The organism is Dermatophilaceae bacterium Sec6.4, assembly GCA_039636865.1.
Lineage (GTDB): Bacteria > Actinomycetota > Actinomycetes > Actinomycetales > Dermatophilaceae > Allobranchiibius.
The window spans coordinates 2,648,123-2,670,180 of record CP144172.1; the positions used below are offsets into that span (position 1 = coordinate 2,648,123).

18 protein-coding genes are annotated in these 22,058 nt (G+C 64.6%); 4 read left to right on the top strand and 14 right to left on the bottom strand.

Annotated elements, in window-relative coordinates:
- Nucleotides 1-7: 7 nt before the first annotated feature.
- From V3G39_12600 to V3G39_12640, 9 genes are all read right to left on the bottom strand, one after another.
- The gene (locus V3G39_12600) at nucleotides 8-1,021 is read right to left on the bottom strand and encodes an ABC transporter permease (protein XAS75494.1); all 1,014 of its coding nucleotides are present in this window, start codon (nucleotides 1,019-1,021) and stop codon (nucleotides 8-10) included.
- A gap of 120 nt (nucleotides 1,022-1,141) precedes the next feature.
- Nucleotides 1,142-2,869, bottom strand: a complete 1,728-nt coding sequence (locus V3G39_12605; GenBank protein ID XAS75495.1) for an ABC transporter substrate-binding protein — start codon at nucleotides 2,867-2,869, stop codon at nucleotides 1,142-1,144.
- 91 nt (nucleotides 2,870-2,960) lie between these two features.
- On the bottom strand, nucleotides 2,961-3,959 hold the full coding sequence (locus V3G39_12610) for an ABC transporter permease (protein ID XAS78237.1): 999 nt from the start codon (nucleotides 3,957-3,959) through the stop codon (nucleotides 2,961-2,963).
- 300 nt (nucleotides 3,960-4,259) lie between these two features.
- Complete coding sequence (locus V3G39_12615; GenBank protein XAS75496.1) at nucleotides 4,260-5,966, bottom strand: ABC transporter family substrate-binding protein; 1,707 nt, start codon at nucleotides 5,964-5,966, stop codon at nucleotides 4,260-4,262.
- Nucleotides 5,963-8,056, bottom strand: a complete 2,094-nt coding sequence (locus tag V3G39_12620; GenBank protein XAS75497.1) for an ABC transporter ATP-binding protein — start codon at nucleotides 8,054-8,056, stop codon at nucleotides 5,963-5,965. The genes V3G39_12615 and V3G39_12620 overlap by 4 nt, the downstream gene beginning before the upstream one ends.
- Nucleotides 8,049-8,984: an ABC transporter permease gene (locus V3G39_12625; GenBank protein ID XAS75498.1), complete on the bottom strand. Its 936-nt coding sequence runs from the start codon at nucleotides 8,982-8,984 to the stop codon at nucleotides 8,049-8,051. The genes V3G39_12620 and V3G39_12625 overlap by 8 nt, the downstream gene beginning before the upstream one ends.
- A complete protein-coding gene (locus tag V3G39_12630; GenBank protein XAS75499.1) occupies nucleotides 8,984-9,964 on the bottom strand; it encodes an ABC transporter permease in 981 nt (326 codons plus the stop codon). Before V3G39_12630 ends, V3G39_12625 begins: the two co-directional genes overlap by 1 nt.
- A 130-nt stretch (nucleotides 9,965-10,094) precedes the next feature.
- Complete coding sequence (locus tag V3G39_12635; GenBank protein XAS75500.1) at nucleotides 10,095-10,730, bottom strand: hypothetical protein; 636 nt, start codon at nucleotides 10,728-10,730, stop codon at nucleotides 10,095-10,097.
- A 176-nt stretch (nucleotides 10,731-10,906) separates the two neighbouring features.
- A complete protein-coding gene (locus V3G39_12640; protein XAS75501.1) occupies nucleotides 10,907-12,265 on the bottom strand; it encodes a replication-associated recombination protein A in 1,359 nt (452 codons plus the stop codon).
- A gap of 62 nt (nucleotides 12,266-12,327) precedes the next feature.
- Between V3G39_12640 and V3G39_12645 the strand changes: the two genes are divergently transcribed.
- The 3 genes from V3G39_12645 (at nucleotide 12,328) to V3G39_12655 (ending at nucleotide 14,607) form a co-directional block, all read left to right on the top strand.
- Entirely contained in the window at nucleotides 12,328-13,173 is an 846-nt protein-coding gene (locus V3G39_12645; protein XAS75502.1) for a thioesterase family protein, read from the top strand.
- Nucleotides 13,174-13,183: 10 nt separating this feature from the next.
- On the top strand, nucleotides 13,184-13,981 hold the full coding sequence (locus V3G39_12650) for a GNAT family N-acetyltransferase (protein ID XAS75503.1): 798 nt from the start codon (nucleotides 13,184-13,186) through the stop codon (nucleotides 13,979-13,981).
- A gap of 116 nt (nucleotides 13,982-14,097) precedes the next feature.
- On the top strand, nucleotides 14,098-14,607 hold the full coding sequence (locus V3G39_12655; GenBank protein ID XAS75504.1) for a GNAT family N-acetyltransferase: 510 nt from the start codon (nucleotides 14,098-14,100) through the stop codon (nucleotides 14,605-14,607).
- A 54-nt stretch (nucleotides 14,608-14,661) separates the two neighbouring features.
- Here the strand turns inward: V3G39_12655 and aspS are convergent, their stop codons facing one another.
- Both aspS and V3G39_12665 read right to left on the bottom strand, forming a co-directional pair.
- Complete coding sequence (gene aspS, locus V3G39_12660) at nucleotides 14,662-16,446, bottom strand: aspartate--tRNA ligase (protein ID XAS75505.1); 1,785 nt, start codon at nucleotides 16,444-16,446, stop codon at nucleotides 14,662-14,664.
- A 122-nt stretch (nucleotides 16,447-16,568) separates the two neighbouring features.
- Nucleotides 16,569-16,931: a YchJ family metal-binding protein gene (locus tag V3G39_12665; protein XAS75506.1), complete on the bottom strand. Its 363-nt coding sequence runs from the start codon at nucleotides 16,929-16,931 to the stop codon at nucleotides 16,569-16,571.
- Nucleotides 16,932-17,039: 108 nt separating this feature from the next.
- On the opposite strand from V3G39_12665, the gene argG reads away from it, so the two are divergent.
- Nucleotides 17,040-18,452: an argininosuccinate synthase gene (gene argG / locus V3G39_12670; protein ID XAS75507.1), complete on the top strand. Its 1,413-nt coding sequence runs from the start codon at nucleotides 17,040-17,042 to the stop codon at nucleotides 18,450-18,452.
- 77 nt (nucleotides 18,453-18,529) lie between these two features.
- Here the strand turns inward: argG and V3G39_12675 are convergent, their stop codons facing one another.
- From V3G39_12675 to V3G39_12685, 3 genes are read right to left on the bottom strand one after another with little or no spacing between them, the layout of a single operon-like run.
- Nucleotides 18,530-19,732: an aminotransferase class I/II-fold pyridoxal phosphate-dependent enzyme gene (locus tag V3G39_12675; GenBank protein ID XAS75508.1), complete on the bottom strand. Its 1,203-nt coding sequence runs from the start codon at nucleotides 19,730-19,732 to the stop codon at nucleotides 18,530-18,532.
- Entirely contained in the window at nucleotides 19,729-20,361 is a 633-nt protein-coding gene (locus V3G39_12680) for an NUDIX hydrolase (GenBank protein XAS75509.1), read from the bottom strand. Before V3G39_12680 ends, V3G39_12675 begins: the two co-directional genes overlap by 4 nt.
- A 13-nt stretch (nucleotides 20,362-20,374) precedes the next feature.
- Complete coding sequence (locus V3G39_12685; protein ID XAS78238.1) at nucleotides 20,375-22,051, bottom strand: CTP synthase; 1,677 nt, start codon at nucleotides 22,049-22,051, stop codon at nucleotides 20,375-20,377.
- Between the last annotated feature and the right edge of the window lie 7 nt (nucleotides 22,052-22,058).

Genomic DNA, 22,058 nt, shown 5'->3' on the forward strand with positions numbered 1-22,058 from the left:
GCCTTCCTCACGCGAGCTTCACGCGCGGATCGATAAAGCCGTACAGGACGTCGACGATCAGGTTCGCCAAAATGATGAACGTCGCCACAACCAGCACGATGCCGATGGTGGTAGGCAGGTCGAACTGAGTGGCTGAGGAAACTGCAAGCGTGCCGAGACCGGGGTAGGCGAAGATCTGTTCGGTGATGATCGCACCGCCGAGCAGCGCGCCGAGGTCGAGACCGGCCTGAGTCACGATCGGAGTCAGAGCAGCCCGCAAGGTGTGCTTGAACAGCACGCGGGTGCGCGGCACTCCCTTCGCCTTAGCGGTGCGTAGATAGTCCTCGCCGACTGTTTCCAGCACGAAAGCCCGGGTAAGTCGCACATAACCAGCCGCGTAATAGAGCGCGAGAGTAAGAGCAGGCAAGAACAGACCCTGTAGCCATAGGGCAGGGCTGGTGGAGAACGGGGTGTAGGTCGGTGTCGGCACCAGCTGCCATTTGATCGATACGAACTGGTACAGGATCAGACCTGTCACCACGGTCGGCATCGCGTAGAACACCAACGAAACCCCCACTAGAGCTTTGTCGATGATGCTACCGCGCAGCAACGCCGCGATGATCCCGAGCCCTACTCCGAGGATGATCCACATGATAAACGCCGCGATTGCCAGCGATGCCGATACTGGTATTCGCGGTTTCAGCTCGGTAGTGACATTTTGCGAGACCTGTAACGAATAACCCAGGCATGGCGCTGGGCATTTGGCGATAGTTTCAGGCGCTGATTTCTTCAGTGCGGGGTCATCCGGGAATTCCCGGCCCTTCACGACACCGACAACGAATTGTGACCACTGCTCCAGAACCGGCTTGTCATAGCCCAGCGCCTTGGAGTTTCGCTCCACCAAGGCAGGGGTGCACTGTTTACCGCAGGTGAACTGCGCCGGGTTGATGGGTCCGGCAAAAAAGAGGATGAAGGTAATCAGACTTACCGCAAGCAGTAAGAAAACCCCACCGATTAGTCGACGGATGACGTAGGCAAACATTCAGGGACTCCGCTCCCGGGTTGCGCAGGCCCGTGAGGTTTCGCGCAACGTGGCTCTTCCTGGTGACACAGATGGCGGTCAGGCCTCGGCGAGAGGCCCGACCGCCATAGTGGTCTTGACTTACTTCGAGACGCCGATCGACCCCAGGTCGGGGTACATGCTCACGGCCGGGTTGTTGATGTAGTTCGTGATCTTCGAACCATGCAGGAAGACAAACTTCTCGACAATGAGGGGGAAGTACGCGTAATCCTTGCCCAACTGCGCGTCAGCCTGATTGTAGATCTCGGCCGCCTTGTTGACGTCGGTCTGCGTACCAGCCTTGTCGAACAGCGCATTGACGGTCTTGCTGGTGTAACTGCCGTAATCTTGGGCCTTCGAAGACGCCGTCAGGTTTACCCGCGAGTCGAACAGCGGCGGAAGCACGGTCGACTGCGCCGACCAGTCAGCGCCCCAACCGGCCCAGTACAGATCCGAGTCATCGGTGGGGGTCTGGATCGTCGGGTAGTACTTGTTCGGCACCGGGTTCAGCGTGACGTTGAAGCCGGCCTTGTCCCACGTCGCCTTCAACGCCGAGGCGCCCGCAGTACGCGGCGCATTGGGCCGGTAGGTGAACTTGATCGGGTACGGCATCTTCACACCCGCAGACTGCAGGATCTTCTTGGCCGCCGCAGCGTCACCCTGACCCAACGGGCCAAGGGTGGGGTTTTCCTTGTATCCCAGCAGCGCCGGGCTAACCAGGGACTTGGCCGGTGCGGCCGTCATCGACCCACCGTAAGCCTTGATGTAGGCCGGTTGGTCAAGGGCTGTGGCAAGAGCCTGTCGGACCTTGGGGTTCGTCAACCTCTTCATGTTGGGCAGGATGTAGTCCACGAACGGCGATTGCGGATTTTCGACGCGGCTCTTGACATTTGGGGCCTTCAACTGCGACAGGTTCGCTGGCGGGACGTTCATCATCTCGACAGCAGTCTGGTCGACGCCATTGTTCGCAATCAGCAACTGCGCCGCTGTGTCCGGTGGCTGGTTCTCTTTGAAATCGATCTGGTCAGGCAGCGCCTTACGGTTGCTGTCGGACTTTGCGATGAATTTCGGATTGCGGACGAAGGTGCCGCCCTGACCGGGCTGCCAGTTGCCCTGCAGCATGTACGGACCGTTGGAGAAGATGGACAGGTTGCTCTTGACACCCTGGTCCTTGTCCTTGCGGTACGGGTCGAACTCACGCAGGCTCGCCAGGGCGAGGGGGAAGTCTGGGAACGCCTTCCGGAAGTTGTAGGTGATCGTCTTTCCCGAACACGAGACGGCCTTGTCGAAGCCTGCCTGATCCTTGCTGTCGTTGGGGCCCTGATACACCGGGGTGCCGTCGGCCTTGGATTTGATGTCCAGATAGGCCCATGCGTACGTCGGGCCCCCGGTGAGGTTCGGATCGAAGTTGCGTTCGATGCCGTACTTCAGATCCGCGCACGTGACCGGCTTGCCGTCCTGCCACGTCACATCGTCCTTGAGGGTGTATTTCCACGTCTTTGCGCCGTTGGACTGAGTACCCGTGTTGGTGGCCAGATCCGGTATCGGAGTGGCGGCCGTTTTCGCATCCTCGGTCACCGGGAGCTGCACCAGGCTGCGGGAGAAGAGACGACTCTCGTTACTGAGGTCAACTCCGATGTAGCTGCGCTGCGGGTCCCAACTCGTGACCGGGGTCTCGTACAGGTACGTCAGGGTGCCGCCTTTGACGGTGCTGTTGGTTTTGGCAGCGGTTGCGCCACCAGTGCTGCCACCGCCGCAGGCGGACAATGCCGTCGCAGCCGAGATCGCGGTAGCGACCGCGAGCATGGCTGGCTTCTTCCTCAGTGTCATTGTGTTTCTCCTTGAAGGTAAGCGCGGGGTATGCGCTGGGATGCGCCGATGTTGGTCGTCGCGTTGAGGGGTGTAGATCAGGACGGGCAGGTCATCGACGGCCTGCTTTCGGGTCGAAGGCATCGCGTAGTCCGTCACCGAGCAGGTTGAACGACAGCACCAGCACGACGATCAAGATCGCCGGCTCGAAGAAGAACGGTGCGTCAGTCTGGATGTAGGAAATGGAGTCATTCAGGATGTTGCCGAGCGTCGGCGTCGGCGGCCGGATGCCGACTCCCAGGAACGCCAACGCTGCTTCGGCGGATATGTACAGGGGCAGGTATAAGGAGGTATAGACCAGGAACGGGGCCCACAGGTTGGGCAGCAGTTCCTTGAGGTAGATCCGAGTCCTGCTGGATCCCAGGCTGTTCGCAGCCTCGATGAACTCGCGATTCCGCAACGTCAACACCTGCCCTCGAATGACCCGGGCAAAGTTGGGCCAGCCAAAAACCCCCAGGACCAGCGTGGCGTAGAGCCCGTTGGCCAACGGGCCGCCTGCCCCGCCAGGCAGATGTAGGTCGTCGGCCAGAATGGTCACAAGAATTCCCGACAGGGCGAGCAGCATAAGGGTTTGCGGGAAGCACAGCGTCAGGTCGATGATCCGCCCCAGCACAAAGTCGACCTTGCCGCCGACAAATCCGCTGATCATTCCCACGAGCGCGCCGAACAACAGGGTGACCGCAGTGGCGCCCAAGGCGATCGCGAGCGAATACGTCGTACCGAGCATCAACCGACCGATCATCCCGTAGCCGTTGGCCGGGGCGACGCCGAGCAAGTTCGCGGACGACGCACCGGTGAAGCCGCCGATCGGCATTCCAGAGGAGTCGAGCAGATTCGGATGCGTTGCCCCAGGTCCTATGACGCCGAACTTGGTCAGTAGAGGCGCCGAAATAGCAATCAGGATGCCGAGCATGGCGACCACACCTGCAGCAAGGGTGACCTTGTCCTTCTTCAGGTGCCCCCACGCCAGCTGCCGCGGGGTCTTACCCTGAATCTCTTGCGGGCGGTCCTCGTCCGGGACCTGCGCCTCTTCCGGATCTTCGATGATCACCGTCAACGCGATCTGCCTCCTACTGGAACGAGAATGTGCCGGACAAGTGACCTGGTCGGGGCGGTGCTGTTAGCGCGCTACGTACGGACCCGTGGGGAAACATACCCACCCGAAGAGCCGCGGGCCAGACCCTGGCCCAACGTGCAACCGAATCGTGACCTCGCGGCGGTATCGAGACTTCGAGCGGACCCGGACGGGTCATCAAGATTGCACCGATGTGGCACCGGGGTGGCACGCAAACGGAGCCGGTGTCCAGGACACCGGCTCCGTCGATCCCGTGACGGGATGTGTTGCTACAGGTCAGCCGTTGACGCCGACCTGGGTCCAGTCGATGGTCTCGAACTGGGTCGGGCCGAAGTTCACGACGCCGTTCTTGACGCCCCAGATGAGCGGGGTGGTCGCCAGCGGGACGATGGCCACGTAGGACGCGAGGTCCTTGTCAATGGCAGCGATGTCAGCCAGCCGGGAGGTCGGGTCGAGGTTGGCCAGCGCCTTGTCCCAGAGCGCGCCCTGGTTGGGGCCGGAGTAGCCGGTGTAGTTGGAGCCGCCCTTTGCCGGGTAGTAGATCGGCTCGGAGCTGGAAACCGGGAGCAGACCACCCTCCCAGGTGAAGGAAACTGCCTGGTAGTTGCCGTTCTGGATGTAGTCGGTGAAGTACTTCGCCACCGGCACCGTGTTCAGCGTGACCTTGATGCCGACCTGCTTGAGCAGGGTCTGCACCAGCTGAGCACGCTGCGCGTTCGTCGCCGTACCGGACGGGATCGTGATCGCGAAGCCGAGCGTCTGACCGCCCTTGGCGAAGTAGCCGTCACTGCCCTTGGCGTAGCCGGCCTTCTTCAACATGTCCTGAGCCTTGGACACCGAGTACGGGTAGTCGTTGCCGAAGTCGTCGGTGTACCCCTTCTGGCCCGGCATCAGGATGAAGTTGCCCTGTGTCTGCGGGGGTACTCCGAGGCCCTTCTGGATCACTTTCGTGAAGGTCTGGCGGTCGATACCGTAGGCAATTGCCTTACGGACGTCCACGTTGTTGAACGGCGCCTTGCGGATGTTCATCGTGAGGTGGTTCCACTGCAGCCCACCGGACTTCATCAGCTTCGCGTCGGTGCGGCTGGATGCCTGCTTGACAACGTCGGCATTGGCCTGGGTGTCGGCAACGTCGATTTCCTTGTTGTCGTACGCCTGGCCGACCGAGTTCTGGTCGATGACACGCCAGATGATCTTCTGCAGCTTGGGCTTACGGCCCCACCACTTCGGGTTGGGGACCTCGGTAACCACCTTTGCGCTGGCGTCCACCTTGCTGATGATGAACGGGCCATTGGTCGGGTACTGCGTGCTGGCGTACTTGGTGTTGAAGTCCGCCGGCGTTGCCGATGCGATCGACGGCAGTACCGGGTAGACGAAGGCCACCCAGTCGGAGAACTTCTTCTTGAATGTCACGGTGTAGTCGTAGGGCGTTGCGCCCTTGGTCACCGCGCTGATGTCCTCCCAACCGGTCGTCGAGGCCGGCTGGAACTTGGTGTTGGTGCCGTTCATGGCCTTCCAGTTGTTCAGCTCGTCCATGTAGGTGATCGGCTTGCCGTCACTCCACACACCCTTCGGGTTGAGCTTGACCTCGATCTTCTGCGGGCTCTGGCTGACGATCTTCGCCGAGACGACGTAGTCCGGGTTGACCTGGTAGGTGCCATCCGCGTTGAAGGTGAAACCGCCACCCACCGGGGTGATCGGGTTCTGGATCGTCTGGGTGTCACCGAGCAGACCGTTGGCCTGGTAGTTGTTGAAGTTGGACGGAAGAGAGGCGACCATTCCGGTCAGGGTGCCGCCCTCCTTGACCTTGTCGTAGGCGACTTTGGTGTATGCCGACGCCGGCAGGCTGGACGCGGCAGCCGAACTGCCGGACTTGCTGCCCGAGGCACTGGATTTGGTGGCGCTACTGCCTCCACCGCACGCAGCGAGGGACAGGGCGAGCCCCACCCCCGTGGCGGTCACTACTGTCAACTTGCCCCTCATGATTTCTCCTTCTCGGTGATATTGACCCCGGTCACCCGTAGCGGATTTTCTTCCGCCCAATGGCAGGCAACTGAGGAACTGTGGATCGAGCGCAAACTCGGATCCTCCTGGCGGCAGCGCGCTTGACGCCGCTCGTCCAAAAGCTTGTACAACGGGCAACGTCCATGAAAGTTGCAACCGTCGATCTGTTGTGTGGGACTGGGTAGATCGCCCTCGAGCAGAACCCGTTCGCGGGTCCGTTCGACCCGCGGATCAGGAATCGGCACGGCAGACATCAACGCCTGGGTGTAGGGATGTTGCGGCGAGGAGAATACGTCGTCGGCACGCCCGTACTCCACGATTCTGCCCAGGTACATCACGGCCACCAGGTCTGCGATCTGCCGCACGACCGCCAGGTCGTGCGCCACGAACAGGTAGGACAACCCCAGCCTGTCCTTGAGGTCCTGCAACAGGTTGATGACGCCGGCCTGGATCGACACATCGAGCGCGGACACCGGCTCGTCCAGGATGAGAATCTTCGGGTCGGTCGTCAATGCCCGGGCGATACCGATCCGCTGACGCTGACCGCCGGAGAACTGATGCGGGTAACGACCTGACATCGACGGATCCAGACCGACGATCTCCAGCAGCTCGGCGACCTTTGCCGAGCGCTCGGTGCGCGAGACGCCCCGCACGCTGAGGGGTTCGGAGATGATGTCCTCGATCGACAGGCGGGGGTCGATCGCTGCCATCGGGTCCTGGAACACGACCTGGATGTCACCTCGCAGCTTCAACCGTGCTGAAGAGCTGAGAGTGGACACGTCGACGCCGTTCAGTTCCACAGTGCCGCTCTGCGGCGTGGCCAACTCCAGAATTTCCAGGATGGTCGTGGACTTCCCGCACCCTGACTCGCCGACCAACCCGAGGACCTGCTTCTCCTCCAGCTGGAAACTCACCCCGTCGACGGCCTTGACCGACCCGATCGTCTTGCGGAACACCACTCCGGTAGTCAGCGGGAAGTGGCGTTTGAGGTCCTTGACGGACAGCACCGTCGCGCCCTTCACGGTGGCCTGCGCCTCGGCCGGAACCGGCTCCGGCGGCGGGAAGACCTTGGCGATATCGAGAGCGCCCGACTCGAATTCGTCAACTCGGATACAGGCCACCTCACGCGACCTGATCTTGACCAGCTCGGGCTCCTCGACCAGACAGGCGTCGATCACGGCAGGGCAGCGGGGCGCGAACGGGCACCCCGGCGGCAGGTCCGCCAACGACGGCGGCCGCCCCTCCATGGGCACCAGCCGGGTGTGCCCGGCAGTCTGCATGTTGGGAACCGAACGCAGCAGGCCCATGGTGTAAGGCATTCGCGGCGCCGTCAGTACATCGTCGACACTTCCGGTTTCGACCAGTCGACCGGCGTACATCACCGCGACCCGATCCACATTGCCGGCAACGACGCCCAGGTCGTGGGTGATCAGCACTACTGCGGCGCCGGTCAGATCCTTGGCCTTCTGCAGTACCTCCAGGATCTGCGCCTGGATCGTCACGTCCAGAGCGGTGGTCGGCTCGTCGGCGATGATCAGGTCAGGGTCGTTGGCAATCGCCATGGCGATCATGACGCGTTGCCGCATACCGCCGGAGAACTCGTGCGGGAATGCCTTGATACGACGCTCTGGAGCCGGGATCCCGACGGTGGTCAGCAGTTCGATCGCTCGACTCTCCGCAGCACCCTTGGAAAGCCCAGAATCATGTAGTCGCAGCGCCTCACTGATCTGGGCACCGACGCTGTAGACCGGAGTCAAGGCGGACAACGGGTCCTGGAAGATCATGGCGATCTCTTTACCGCGAAGCTTCGACAACTCCCGGTCGGAGCGGCTCAGTAGTGATTCGCCGCGGTACCGGATATCCCCGGTGATCCGGGCGGTGCTTGGCAGCAGCCCCATGACCGCCATCGAGGAGACGGACTTGCCCGAGCCCGACTCTCCGACGATGCCGAGGAACTCACCCCGGTTGACCTGGTAGGAAATGCCGCGAACAGCCCGCACAGTGGGTGCGCCGCGTTGGACGAACTCGACCGACAGGTCGTCGACCTCCAGCAGTGGCGTATCAGTCATTGGTGACTCCTGAAGTCGGGTCGACAGCGTCGCGCAGGGCATCGCCGACCAGGCCGACGGCGAAGAGCAGCAGCACCAGAGCGGCGGACGGGAAGAGGAACAGCCAGCTCTGCGTCGTCGCTCCCGGGGTACCGGCGGCGATCAACGTGCCCAGTGAAATCTGCGGAGCCTGCACGCCGTACCCGAAGTAGGACAGCGCGGTCTCGGTGCTGATGGCGTAGACCACTCCGAGCGTTGCGTCGATGATCAGCAACGACGCGACATTCGGAATGATGTGTCGGAAGACAATCTTCGGCGTGGAGACACCCATGAAACGGGCCGCCTTGACGAAGTCTCGATCTTTGAGCGACCGCGTCGAGGAACGGATCACCTGAGCCAGGATCATCCAACCGAATGCCGGAATGAACAGCACGAGGGATACCCACGAAAGGCTCTTCAACGCCGGGCTGATCAGCAACAGGATGAAGAAGGACGGCAGTACCAGCATCAGGTCGATGAACCACGACACGATCGAGTCGAAGACGCCACCGATGTACCCGGTGAAGGATCCCACGATCGCGGCGATGACGGTGCCCAGTGGCCCACCCACCAGGCCGACGACCAGGGAGATACGAAGTCCCAGTGCCGTGTCGACATACAGGTCGTGGCCGATGCCGTCGGTGCCGAACCAGTGGTCGGAGCTGGGAGCAGTGCCGCTGTTGAGCAGGTCGGTACTACCGGCTCCCCAGTGCGTGGTGGCCGGCCCGAAGATCGCCCACGCGATGATCAGCACAACCGTGATGGCACCGATCCAGAACCGGGTCGTGGACCGCAACTCCAGCCACACGAGCTTGCCTCGGCTCGCCTGACCCTTCTTCGCCGCTTTGGAGTTGAAAGGCGCCGAGTCCGGCTCGGGCTCTTCAAGTACCTGCTGGTTTTCAAATGCCATCAGATTCTCACTCTCGGGTCGAGTGCGGCATAGAGGATCTGCGAAAGGGTCGAACTGATCAAGATCAGGATCGCCACATACAGGATGGAACCGGTCGTTGCGTTGATGTCGTTCTGGGTAACGGAGTTGAGCGCCAGCTCCCCCATTCCGTGCCAGCTGAAGATGGTCTCCAGAAAGACCGACCCGGTCACGAGCAGACCGAAGCTGTAGGCGAAGAACGTCGACATCGGAATGAGAGCGACCCGCACACCGTGTCGGATCATCGCCGACCCTCGCGTGCGGCCCTTCGAGCGGGCGGTTCGGATGTAGTCGGCACTGAGGACGTCGAGCATCGCGTTGCGCTGATACCGGGAGTAGGACGCGGCGCTGGTGGCGGTCAGGGCAATTGTCGGCAGGACGATGTGACTCAGTCGGTCGAGTAGAACGGACCAGAAACCACTGGTACCAGGCGTGTACTGCCCGGTGAAGTTGATGAAGTTGATGCCGATGGCTTCGTTGAACTTCGTCGCGATGATCATCAGGAGGACCCCGATGACGTATACCGGGATCGACAGGACGAGGAAGGAAAGGTAGGTCACGGCCTGGTCGCTGGCCCGGTACTGCCGCACAGCGCCCCAGACGCCCAGGACCACTCCGAGGATCGCGCCGAGGATCGCGCCGATCAGCAGCAGCTGCAGGCTGACGCCGGAGCGCACGATCATGTCGTGGACCACGGGCTGCCCGTTGATCTCTTTGCCCAGGTTCCCGTGCAGGACCAGCTGGGTGAACCAGTGCCAGGTCCGTTCCAGAACCGGCGTATTGGGATTGGTGCCGTACTGATCGAGCGTGCGGGCGATCACCTCGTTGCTGGGTCGAGGGTTGCGACCGAGAAAACGCGCTGCGGGGTTCTCGAAGATGCTGGCCAGGATGTAGCTGAAAGTAGTGGCCAACAACGTAAGGATCACGTAGTTGATAAAACGTCGCAGCAGGAAAAGACTCATGCCCAACTCACCCCCTCAGGCCCTTGAGCAGCGGGCAGGAAATCCGTGGATCGCACGAGGTGTGCGCTCCTTTCGATAGGCGGCAGTGGTCCGCGGTCGCAGAAACTACGTGCACTAGCTGGTAATTGGCTCACAACCACCACGCTGCGATTGATACGAGCACGGCAATGCCGGCAGGCAGCAGGGTGCTCGTGTTCCACACCGACGTGACGGTGCTGCCTGATCCGTTATCGGCCACTCTGTCCATCCGCTCCTCGATGGTCCGCTGCGCCAGGGCACTGCCTGGTTGCAGCGAACCGGTCGACGTGCGCGTGCTCTGGCGGGCGGCACCCGGATGGGTTGCGGCGTACACCTCGCCTCGGCTGGGGTTCCAGGCCCTGTTGCCCGGAGCATTCCAGGACCGGAATGCCCGCTCGCCGCCATCGAACGACGCGATGACCTCGACCAGTCCCCGAGTACGTACATAACGCACGGCGCCGTAGGGGATGACATGTGTCCGCCACACGTTGCAGACGACGACCGCGTCACGTAGTACACCCAGATGCGGCCGCACGAGGATCATCCAGGTCAGCAGTGACACAGCACCGAGAACCAGCAGGATCTTGAGCGCCAAACCCAGCGGCTCCTGCAGTACGGCCAGCACGGCACACAGCGCGCAGAACGCCCACACAGATCCCCCGTACACCCACGCGGACATACTGCGGAAAATCTGCTGATCCGAATCGTCGACGTCGCGGTTCGTACCGGTCGAACCCATACGCGACATCGAGTCGATACGTTGACGCGCGATGTTCACGAGCAAGCCTCTCCAGCAACATTCGACATGGGTGGTGTCGACCACTACGCAAGGGCGGCCGGCGTGGTGGTGGGTCGCTCCCCATTAGGGAACATGCCACACGGGAAGCGAATACGGAAGGATGTGAGCCGACGGTGACCAAACCGTTACGGTCGCTGTCGAGCCCCTCGGATAATGCTTTTCAACGACGCCCAGCGCTCTGTCAGGCTGGCTTCCCAGCCTCGCCCGCTGGGACGGTAGTAGTCAGCCTTCTCCACCAGATCGTCAGGCAGGAACTGCTGCGGGCCAACACCGTTGGGCTCGTCGTGGCTGTACCGGTACCCCGCACCGTGTCCGAGGTCAGCGGCCCCCGGGTAGCCGCTACCCCGCAAGTGCGCCGGGACCGCGCCTCCGAGGCCGGCGCGCACATCCGAGATCGCTGCATTGACCGCTGAGTAGGACGCGTTCGATTTCGGTGCGATCGCGTTGTGGACCACCGCCTGCGCCAGGATGATGCGTGCCTCCGGCATGCCGATCTGGGCCACCGCGTGCATTGCCGCAACCGCAGTCTGCAATGCCGTCGGATCGGCCATCCCGACGTCCTCACTCGCTGCGATGACGACCCGGCGTGCAATGAAACGCGGATCCTCCCCCGCTTCCAACATGCGCGCCAGGTAGTGCAGTGCGGCATCGACGTCGCTGCCACGCATCGACTTGATCAACGCACTCGCAACGTCATAGTGCTGGTCGCCTGTGCGGTCGTACCGCACGGCCGCCCGGTCCATTGCCTGCTCGACGTCGACTAGTTCGATCTGATCGCAGGAGCGATCGGCGGCCACACCCGCCCCCGCCTCGAGCGCTGTCAGCGCCCGGCGACCATCGCCACCAGCCATCCGTACGAGATGGTCGCGGGCATCGTCGTGCAGGTCGAACACCCCCCCGAGACCGCGATCGTCACGCATCGCGTCGGCCAGCAGACGTGCCACGTCCTCGTCGGACAGCGAGGTGAGACGTACGAGCACCGACCGCGACAGCAGGGGAGCGATCACACTGAATGAGGGGTTCTCCGTCGTCGCGGCCACCAGCACGATCAACCGGTTCTCCACCCCCGGCAGCAGCGCATCCTGCTGCGCCTTGCTGAATCGGTGGATCTCATCCAGGAACAGAACGGTCTGGCGCCCGTAGAGATCCCGCTCCCTCGCGGCCTGGTCCATCACCGCACGAACGTCCTTGACGCCCGCGTTGATCGCCGACATCTCCACAAATGTCCGGCCCGCAGCGTCCGCGACCAGGTGCGCCAGAGTCGTCTTTCCGGTGCCGGGCGGACCCCACAGAATCGCCGACATGGCACCGGCCGCACCGCTGGCACCCTCGATCAACCGACGCAGCGGGCTGCCCTGCCGTAGAACGTCGTCCTGGCCTCGAACCTCGCTCAGGTCCCGTGGGCGCATCCGCACCGCCAGCGGGGGTTGGATCGCGGGATTACCCCCCGGCGTCCGCCCGGGATCGGAAAACAGATCAGCCATGCGCTGAACCGTATCCGGGACCGGTGACCGGTGATCGCGCTCGCGTCGTCGATGATGTCCCGATGAGTGAGTTCGACGATGCGCTACGGATGGATGACGCCGACCCGACCGGCACCTGCAGCGGGGTGCTGAGTGACGACTGGAAGATCGGCGAAGCCGTGAACGGCGGATTGTTGATGGCCCTGGCCGCGAAGGCCGCCGCGACCGCGTCAGGGGGTACTGCGTCAGGGCCTGCTGCGGGTCATCGTGACCCGCTCAGCTTCAGCGCGGTGTTCCTGTCGCCCGGTACCGCCGGTCCCGTGCACCTCTCACCGAAGGTACTGCGCACCGGGCGTTCGATGAGCAGTGCCGAAGTCGTGGTTACCCAATCGGGCAGTGACGGGGCCGTGGAAAGGTTCCGGGCACTGGTCACCCTCGGGGATCTGGACCGGCACGCTGCCGCCCCGTTGGTCACCACGCAGCCGCCGGCGATGCCGGTGCCCGAAGCATGCGTGAGCACCGACGACGCTCCATCCAGCATGAGCAGTACGGGCTTCCTGCAACGGCTGGACCTACGTCTGGACCCGGTTTGCGCCGGGTGGGCGGTCGGGGCACCGAGCGGGCAGGGTGAGATGCGCGGTTGGCTGCGATTCGCAGATGGGCGGGAGCCGGATCCGTTGTCCCTACTCCTGGCCCTGGACGCCTTCCCACCGGTGGTCTTCGATCTGGGGTCGACCGGCTGGGCGCCCACGGTCGAGTTCACCGGGTATGTGCGGGCGCGCCCGGCGCCGGGGTGGCTGCAGGTGCGCACCCATACCCACCACGTGGCCGGCGGCTTGTTCAACGAAGACTGCGAGATCTGGGACAGTACCGGCACACTGGTCGCTCAATCCCGCCAACTCGGCTCGGCGCGATTCCCGACGCCATGAGGATCTTCCCTTGCTGATCGACGAGGACCCGTTCGTCATCGGTGATCTGCCCCCAGGAGCGTTGGCTGCTGCCTGGCGGCACGGCGAGGCGGTGGCGGTGCACCGGATACCCCCGATGAGACGGGGCCTGTCGATGCTGTTGTTGGGGCCGCCGGCGGACCTGGCGCCACTGATCGCCGCCCTGGTGGGCACCGATGCAATGATGGGCGTACGCGGCGTAACGATCGAACGTCACAATTTCGAGCCGGTTGCCGCTGAGCTGAGGCGTGCGGGAGCTGTTCTGCACGAGGGTCACGACTGGGACTGGATGTGGACCTCGACGCCGCCGCCCGCGCCCAACAGTCACCACGACACCCGCAACAACGACACCCGCAACCGGATTCACGAGCTGGACGACACGCTTGATGCAGCGCAGATCCGGCGCTTCTACGCCGCGGCGAACCCGGACGCCGAGTCGCAGCCCGGGGAAGGGGTGGCGCAGTTGTGGCTGGGCATCCGCGACCGGTCCGGTCTGATCGCTGTCGGCGCTCTGCACGCAACACCCGCCGGGTATCCGCACCTGACGGGGATAGCGGTCGACCCAGCCGCGCGTGGTCGCGGGCTCGGCGTTGCCCTGTCGGCCGAACTGACCCGCCGCGCCCTCGGACAACCACAACCGGTCGGGCGACCGATGAGCACGTTGGGTATGTACGCCGAGAACGATGCTGCCCGAGCGGTGTACACCCGGCTGGGTTACCGGGTCGGCCGCGCGTGGGCCTCACGGCCCATCACCTCACCCGGCGTCTCGCACGCGGTTAGCTCTGGTTAGCTCACCATCTGAGGCGGGCGGGGAAATCGTCATCGCCCGTGCGGGGATACCCGTCGCGCGGCTCGTGGTGGAGCACGTAGCGACCGCGCGTTCGTTCGGGCAACTATTTTGGGACGGTGGACTTTCGCGAAATCGGGGCGACAGACGTCGGGGCACTCCAGACGCTGTTGGAGTCGGTCTCGGACTATTCACAGCGCGTCACCGGTTCGCCCACGGGCCCTTCGGACGCGCTGAGCGCGCTGCGGGCCGTGCCTCCGGACAGAACAGTGGACGACAAGTTCGACATCGGCATGTGGGACGGGCACCAACTGGTGGCATTTGCGGACGTCGTGCGTGGTTATCCGGCCGAGGACATCGCCTACATCGGTCTGCTGATCGTCGACGGCTGTCAGCAGGGACGCGGGCTCGGTCGCGGCCTGCACGGCGAGCTGCTGCGGGTCGCCTCCGGCTGGGCCGGGATACGCCGGATGCGCTTGTCGATCGTCGCTACCAATGCGTCTCGTGCGGATCCGTTCTGGTGGGCGTTGGGCTACCGGCCCACCGGCGAGGTCAGGCCCTACCAGTACGACAGTGTCGACAGCGCCGTTGCGCTCTGGGAGCGCCCACTGCGGACCGAAGTTGGGTGAACGGGCGCGCTCTATAGGGCGCGTCCGTTCACCCAACTTTGCAACTGGTCTCGGTCAGCCCTGCGCGGGCTCCGCCGGCTTTGCATCCACGCCGGCCTCTTTGCGCTGCTCGGGCGTGATGGGTGCGGGCGCGGCCGTCAACGGGTCATATCCGCCGCCGGACTTGGGGAAGGCAATGACCTCCCGGATCGACTCGGTGCCCGCAAGCAACGCGCAGATCCGGTCCCAGCCGAAGGCGATCCCGCCGTGCGGGGGCGCGCCGAAGGCGAAGGCGTCGAGCAGGAAACCGAACTTCTCCTGCGCGTCCTGCTCAGACAGACCCATGATTGCAAAGACGCGTTCCTGGATGTCACGGCGGTGGATACGGATCGACCCGCCACCGATTTCGTTGCCGTTGCAGACCATGTCGTAGGCGTACGCCAACGCACTGCCCGGGTCGGTGTCGAAGGTGTCTTCGAATTCCTTCTTCGGGCCGGTGAACGCGTGGTGCACCGCAGTCCAGGCGCCGGAGCCGACTGCGACGTCGCCGGAAGCGACCGCGTCAGAGGCCGGCTCGAACATCGGCGCGTCGAGCACCCAGAGGAAGGACCACGCCGACTCGTCAATGAGCCCGCAGCGCTTGCCGATCTCCAGGCGGGCAGCACCGAGCAGGGCGCGCTCGCTCTTGCCCGGACCCGCCGCGAAGAAGATGCAGTCACCCGCTTTGGCGCCGACGTGTGCGGGCAGGGCTGCGGTCTCGGCCGCACTCAGATTCTTGGCAACCGGACCGGTGAGCGTGCCGTCCTCTTGCACCAGCACGTAGGCCAGGCCTCGGGCGCCGCGCTGCTTGGCCCAGTCCTGCCAGGCGTCCAGCGTGCGACGCGGCTGCGCGGCACCGCCGGGCATCACCACAGCGCCGACGTACGGCGCCTGGAACACCCGGAAACCGGTCTCGGAGAACAGTTGCGTGCACTCGACCAGTTCGCTTTCGAACCGCAGGTCCGGCTTGTCCGAGCCGTATCGGTCCATTGCATCGGCGTACGTGAGCTGCGGGAACGGCGTCGTCAGTTCGACCCCCTTGACGGCCCACACCGCGGTGGCAATGGCCTCCCCCAGTTCGATGATGTCGTCCTGTTCGACGAAGCTCATCTCGATGTCCAGCTGGGTGAACTCCGGCTGGCGGTCAGCCCGAAAGTCCTCGTCGCGGTAGCAGCGGGCGAGCTGGTAGTAACGCTCCATGCCGGCCACCATCAGCAGCTGCTTGAACAGCTGCGGGCTCTGCGGCAGGGCATACCAGCTGCCCGGCGCAAGCCGGGCGGGCACGACGAAGTCACGGGCGCCCTCGGGGGTGGAGCGGGTCAGGGTCGGCGTCTCGATCTCGACGAAGTCCCGTTCGGCCAGGACAGCGCGGGCGGCCTGGTTGACCTTGCTGCGAAGGCGGATTGCGCCACCGGCCTCGGGACGACGTAGGTCGAGGTAGCGGTACTTCAGCCGGGTCTCCTCACCGACAGTTACCCGCCCGTCCAGCTGGAACGGCAGCGTCGCGGAGGCGCTCAGCACCTCGATCTGCTCGGCGACGACCTCGATCTCACCGGTCGGCAACTCAGTGTTGAAGTTGCCGTCCGGGCGCACTCGGACCCGACCGGTGATTCGGACGCAGTATTCGTTGCGCAGGTCGTGCGCGCCGCCCTGCTCCAGCACCTCGTCGCGGACGACGACCTGGGCGATGCCGCTGGCATCACGCAGATCCAGGAACGCGACCCCACCGTGATCACGCCGACGGGCCACCCAGCCGGCGAGCGTGACGGTCTGGTCGGTATGACCGGCGCGTAGTGTGCCGGCCTCCTGGGTGCGGAGCACAGGGAGATTCCTTTTCAGTAGGGAAACGATCGAGAGTGGCCGTGCCCGAGAGGTAGGCCTGCTGCCATCGTACGGATGCCAGGCGCGCACGGCACGTCAGTATTGCGGCGCCTGCGACTGGCTCATTCCTCGTCGAGATAGAGCCACCGACCACCGCGGCGCTCGAAGATGCTCCTCTCATGCATCGACCCGCCCTCGTAGGAGGCAACGAAAGAGACAATTCCCCGCTGATCGCCGGGCCCGCCACCGTCAACCTCGAGGATGCGCAGCCCTGTCCACTTCATCCCCTGGTCCAGGGTGACCTGTTGGGGACGGGTGCGCGGATGCCACGTCCGCCAGAGATGCTCGGCATTCCCGTAGAAATTCGCCGTGTACCGCGAGCGCATCAGTTGCTCGGCGGTGTCGGCCAGGGCTGTGGCGCCCAGGAGCGGCCCGCAGCAGTCGTCGAAGGAACTTCGGGAGCCACAGGGGCAGGGGTCCGGCATGGACCCAGCATGGCAAACCCGCGCTGGCAGACCGACCACGGTGGTGTCTGTGTGACCGGCATGCGGCACCGTCGACATGCATCACCCGCCCGCCATTAACCTGAGGTCGTGTCCAAGGTTCTGAACTCACTGCCCGTCGGCGAGCGCGTCGGCATCGCCTTCTCCGGAGGTCTCGACACTTCGTGTGCCGTCGCCTGGATGCGTGAGGGCGGCGCGGTGCCGTGTACCTACACCGCCGACCTGGGCCAGTACGACGAATCGGACATCGCGTCGGTCCCGGGCAGAGCCGGGCAGTACGGCGCCGAGCTGGCACGGCTGGTGGACTGCCGCGAACCGCTGGTCGAAGAAGGCCTTGCCGCGATCGCCTCGGGCGCCTTCCACATTCGCTCCGGGGCCCGCACCTACTTCAACACGACCCCACTGGGTCGGGCAGTCACCGGCACGCTGCTGGTGCGCGCGATGGCCGATGACGGGGTGTCCATCTGGGGCGACGGATCGACGTACAAGGGCAACGACATCGAGCGTTTCTACCGCTACGGGCTGTTGGCCAACCCGGGCCTGCGGATCTACAAGCCGTGGCTGGACGCAGACTTCGTCGCCGAACTCGGCGGTCGGCAGGGCATGTCGGACTGGCTGACCGAGCGCGATCTGCCCTACCGCGACAGCGCAGAGAAGGCCTACTCCACCGACGCCAACATCCTGGGCGCGACGCACGAGGCCAAGCGGTTGGAGCACCTGGACACCAGCCTGGAGATCGTCGAGCCGATCATGGGCGTCGCGTTCTGGGACGACGCGGTCGCGATCGCGACCGAGGACGTCACCATTGCCTTCGAGCAGGGCCGACCGACCTCGATCAACGGCCGGTCCTTCGACGATGTGGTGGCGCTGATGCTGGAAGTCAACGCCATCGGTGGACGGCACGGCTTGGGGATGTCCGACCAGATCGAGAACCGCATCATCGAGGCCAAGTCCCGTGGCATCTACGAAGCGCCCGGGATGGCGTTGCTCTTCATCGCCTACGAGCGCCTGGTCGCTGCGATCCACAACGAAGACACCCTGGCGTCCTACCACAACGACGGTCGACGCCTGGGTCGGCTGCTCTATGAAGGACGCTGGTTCGATCCGCAGGCGCTGATGATCCGCGAGGGGCTGTTGCGCTGGGTTGCCTCAGCCGTGACCGGCACCGTCACTCTGCGGCTGCGACGCGGCGAGGACTACTCGATCCTGGACACGTCCGGTCCCGCGTTCTCCTACCACCCGGACAAACTGTCGATGGAGCGCACTGCCGACGCGGCTTTCGGACCGGTGGACCGCATCGGTCAACTGACGATGCGCAACCTCGACATCGCCGATACCAGGGCGAAGTTGGAGCTGTACGCCGCTCAGGGGCAGCTAGGCACCAAGACGCACCTCATCGGCGAGCTCGAGCCCGGCGGCGCGGCGCAGATCTCGGCCAATCCCAGCGCGGATGACGACGACGACGCGCTGGACCGCGCGGCGATGGAGTTCGGGACCGACTGACGGACCGCGTGGCGCGGCCCGACCCCCCGCCGAGCGGCGGCATCCGGCCTCAAGCGGCGGTCAAATAAGGCCGCCACTCATTGGTGATGTCCGCCGCTCGGCGATCGGGGTGGGTGGGGTGCCGAAGTCCGGACGTAGGCAGCCAGTCGGTCCAGCGCCTCGTCCAGAGCCGTGGTTGCTCCGCAGAACGAGAGCCGCATGAAGTGGTGTCCGTCGACGGGGTCGAAGTCGATACCCGGCGCGAGGGCCACCCCGGTCGCATTCAGCGTGTCATGGCACCAGCGCAGCGAGTCGTCGGTGAGGTGGCTGATGTCGCAGTACGCGTAGAACGCACCGTCCGGCGGAGCGAACGAGGTGATACCCAGCTCCGGAAGTCGGCGCAGCAGCACCTCACGATTTCGGGCATACCGCTGCACGTGTGCGGAGAGTTCGACATGCGCCTGCGGTGAGAAGGCCGCGACCCCGCCGACCTGTGAGACCGCCGGTGCGCAGATCGACAGGTTGCCCTGCAGCAGATCCATCGACTGTCGTAGCGCGGGCGGCAGCAGCGACCACCCGAGACGCCAACCGGTCATCGAATGGAATTTGCTCACCGAGCCCATCACGGCACTTTCACGGGAGGACTCCCACGCGGTGACGCACTCGCGGCCGTAGGAAATTCCGTGGTAGATCTCATCGGAGATCAACAGCACGTCGTTCTCCTGGCACCAGTGGGCGATCCGGGCAAGTTCACCGGGGTCGATGATCGTGCCGGTCGGGTTCGCCGGGCTGGCGATGATCAGCCCGTCGGGTCGTTCCGGGAGCGCCTCGAGCATGGCGACCGTCGGCTGGAAGCGGGACTCGGGTCCGCACAACAGGTCCATGGGCACACAGCCGAGGGCATGCACGGTGTTGCGGTACGCCGGGTAGCCAGGCCGGGTCATCGCGATCCGGGCGCCCGGCTGGAACGCTGCGAGCAGCAGCGTGCTGAACCCGCCCGACGATCCGTTCGTGACGAGCACGTCGTCGGCGGATACATCGAGGCCGTAGGAACTGCCGTAGTGCCCGGCGATTGCCTCGCGCAGAGCTGGGATGCCATCGGACTCCGTGTAGCCCAGTACCTGGGTGTCGATCGCCTCGTGCACCACGTCCAGCACCGCGCGTGGGGCCGACGTCGAGGGCTGGCCGACACACAACATGATCGCGTCACCATGGGTGCGCTGCCGCGCGATGGACGCACGCACCAACTCCATCACCTGGAACGGCGGGACGACACCGCGCGCGGCAAGCTCTCGACTCATCGGTATGAGGGGTGGAAGGGCCAGGGGGCATCAGCCGGGCGCAACGGTGCCCAGTCCTGCTGGCGGGCAACATGGCCGGCCAGCACGGCGGCAGCCCCTGGGCCGTTGTGCATCCGACCGGCCAGAACCGCCGAGACCGCGTCGTCCAGATCGACCCAGCTGAGGGTCATTGCGGCTTCTTCACCTTCGCGGTCGAAGCCGGTCTCCGCCGCTACGAACACGTCGCGGGCCAGGAAGACCCTGATGTTCTCCGACATCGCACCGGGCGAGGTGAACAGGTCGATCAGCACATCCCAGCGGCGCGCATCCAGCTCGACCTCCTCGCGCAGCTCGCGGGCGGCGGCGTCACGCGGATCTTCGCCCGGTTTGTCCAGCAGACCTGCCGGTATCTCCCAGCAGTAGGTACCCACCGGGTGCCGGTACTGCTGCATCATGGCGACCTGTTCGCTGCCCGGCTCGCCCCGTAGCGCCAACACGGCCACGGCACCGGTATGGCGGATGTAGTCCCGAGTGACCTCTCCGGCACCGTCCAGGTCGACCACATCGGTGCACACGTCCCACACCCGTCCGTGGAACGACGTCTGAGATGACACCACCCGATGCGGGGCGAAGCGATCTTCGATATTCACGACAGTTCGATCCTCACGACGCCGTGGTGGGTTCGCTGACCCGCTGGGCGGGCACATCGACCAGCTGCCCGGCGCGCTGCTCGTCCAGAGCAGCCCCGATGAGACCGGCGAACAGCGGGTGCGCACGGTGCGGACGGGACAGAAATTCCGGGTGCGCCTGCGTCGATACGTAGTAGGGGTGTATCTCGCGCGGCAGTTCCACGAACTCCACCAGTTCTCCGTCCGGTGAGGTTCCACTGAAACGTAGACCGGCCTCGGTCAACTGGTCGCGGTAGGCGTTGTTGACCTCGTAACGGTGTCGGTGCCGTTCGGACACCTCGGTCCTGCCGAACGTTTCTGCAACGACCGAGCCTTCGGCGAGGACGGCCGGGTAGGCACCCAGTCGCATTGTCCCGCCGAGGTCGCCGGCCCCCTCGACGAAGGCTTTCTGCTCTTCCATCGTCGCGATGACCGGAGCCGGTGAGCCGGGATCGAACTCGGAAGAGGACGCATGCTCGATACCAGCGACGTTCCGGGCGTATTCGATCACCATGCACTGCAACCCCAGGCAGATCCCGAGTGTCGGCACCAGGTGTTCGCGGGCCCAGCGCAAGGCGCCGAGCTTGCCTTCGATACCGCGGATTCCAAATCCTCCAGGCACCAGCACAGCATCGACACCGCCGAGCGCCTTCTGCGCACCTGCGGGGGTGCTGCAGTCATCGCTGGCGACCCATCGGATGACGACTTTCGCATCGTGGTGGAAACCGCCGGCCCGGAGCGCCTCGGTAACGGACAGGTAGGCGTCGGGCAGGTCGACGTATTTGCCAACCAGGGCGACCTGCACCGAGTGCTGAGGGTGATGCACGCGCTGCAGCAGCTCGTCCCAGTCGTGCCAGTCCACATCACGGAAGGACAACCCGAGCCGTCTGACGACGTAGGCGTCCAGGCCCTGGGTGTGCAACACCTTCGGGATGTCGTAGATGCTGGGCGCGTCGATACAGGCCGCGCATCCGTCGGCGTCGACGTCGCACATGCGCGAAATCTTGGCCTTGATGGCGTCCGGGATCTCCCGGTCGGCCCGCAGCACGAGCCCGTCGGGTTGAATGCCGACCTGACGCAGGGCAGCAACCGAGTGCTGGGTGGGCTTGGTCTTCAGCTCGCCGCTCGGCGCGAGGTAGGGCACGAGCGAGACGTGCAGGAAGAAGACGTTCTCCCGACCGACGTCCTGGCGCACCTGACGGGCCGCCTCCAGGAACGGCAGCGACTCGATGTCTCCGACGGTGCCGCCGATCTCGGTGATGATCAGGTCGACGTCCTCACCGGCCTGCGCGCGCATCTGCGTCTTGATCTCGTCGGTCACATGCGGGATCACCTGCACGGTGTCGCCGAGGTACTCCCCCCGCCGCTCACGGGCCAGCACCCGGCTGTAGACCTTTCCGGTCGTGACATTGGCGTCGCCGGCGAGGTTGACGTCCAGGAAACGCTCGTAGTGACCGACATCCAGGTCGGTCTCGGCGCCGTCCTCGGTGACGAACACTTCACCGTGCTGGAACGGATTCATCGTGCCCGGATCCACGTTGAGGTAGGGATCCAGCTTTTGCATCGTGACCCGCAGGCCGCGCGCACGCAGCAGGTGTCCGAGGCTGGAGGCGGTCAGGCCCTTGCCGAGTGAGGAGGCGACGCCCCCGGTTACGAAGATCTGTTTCGTCATCTGCACC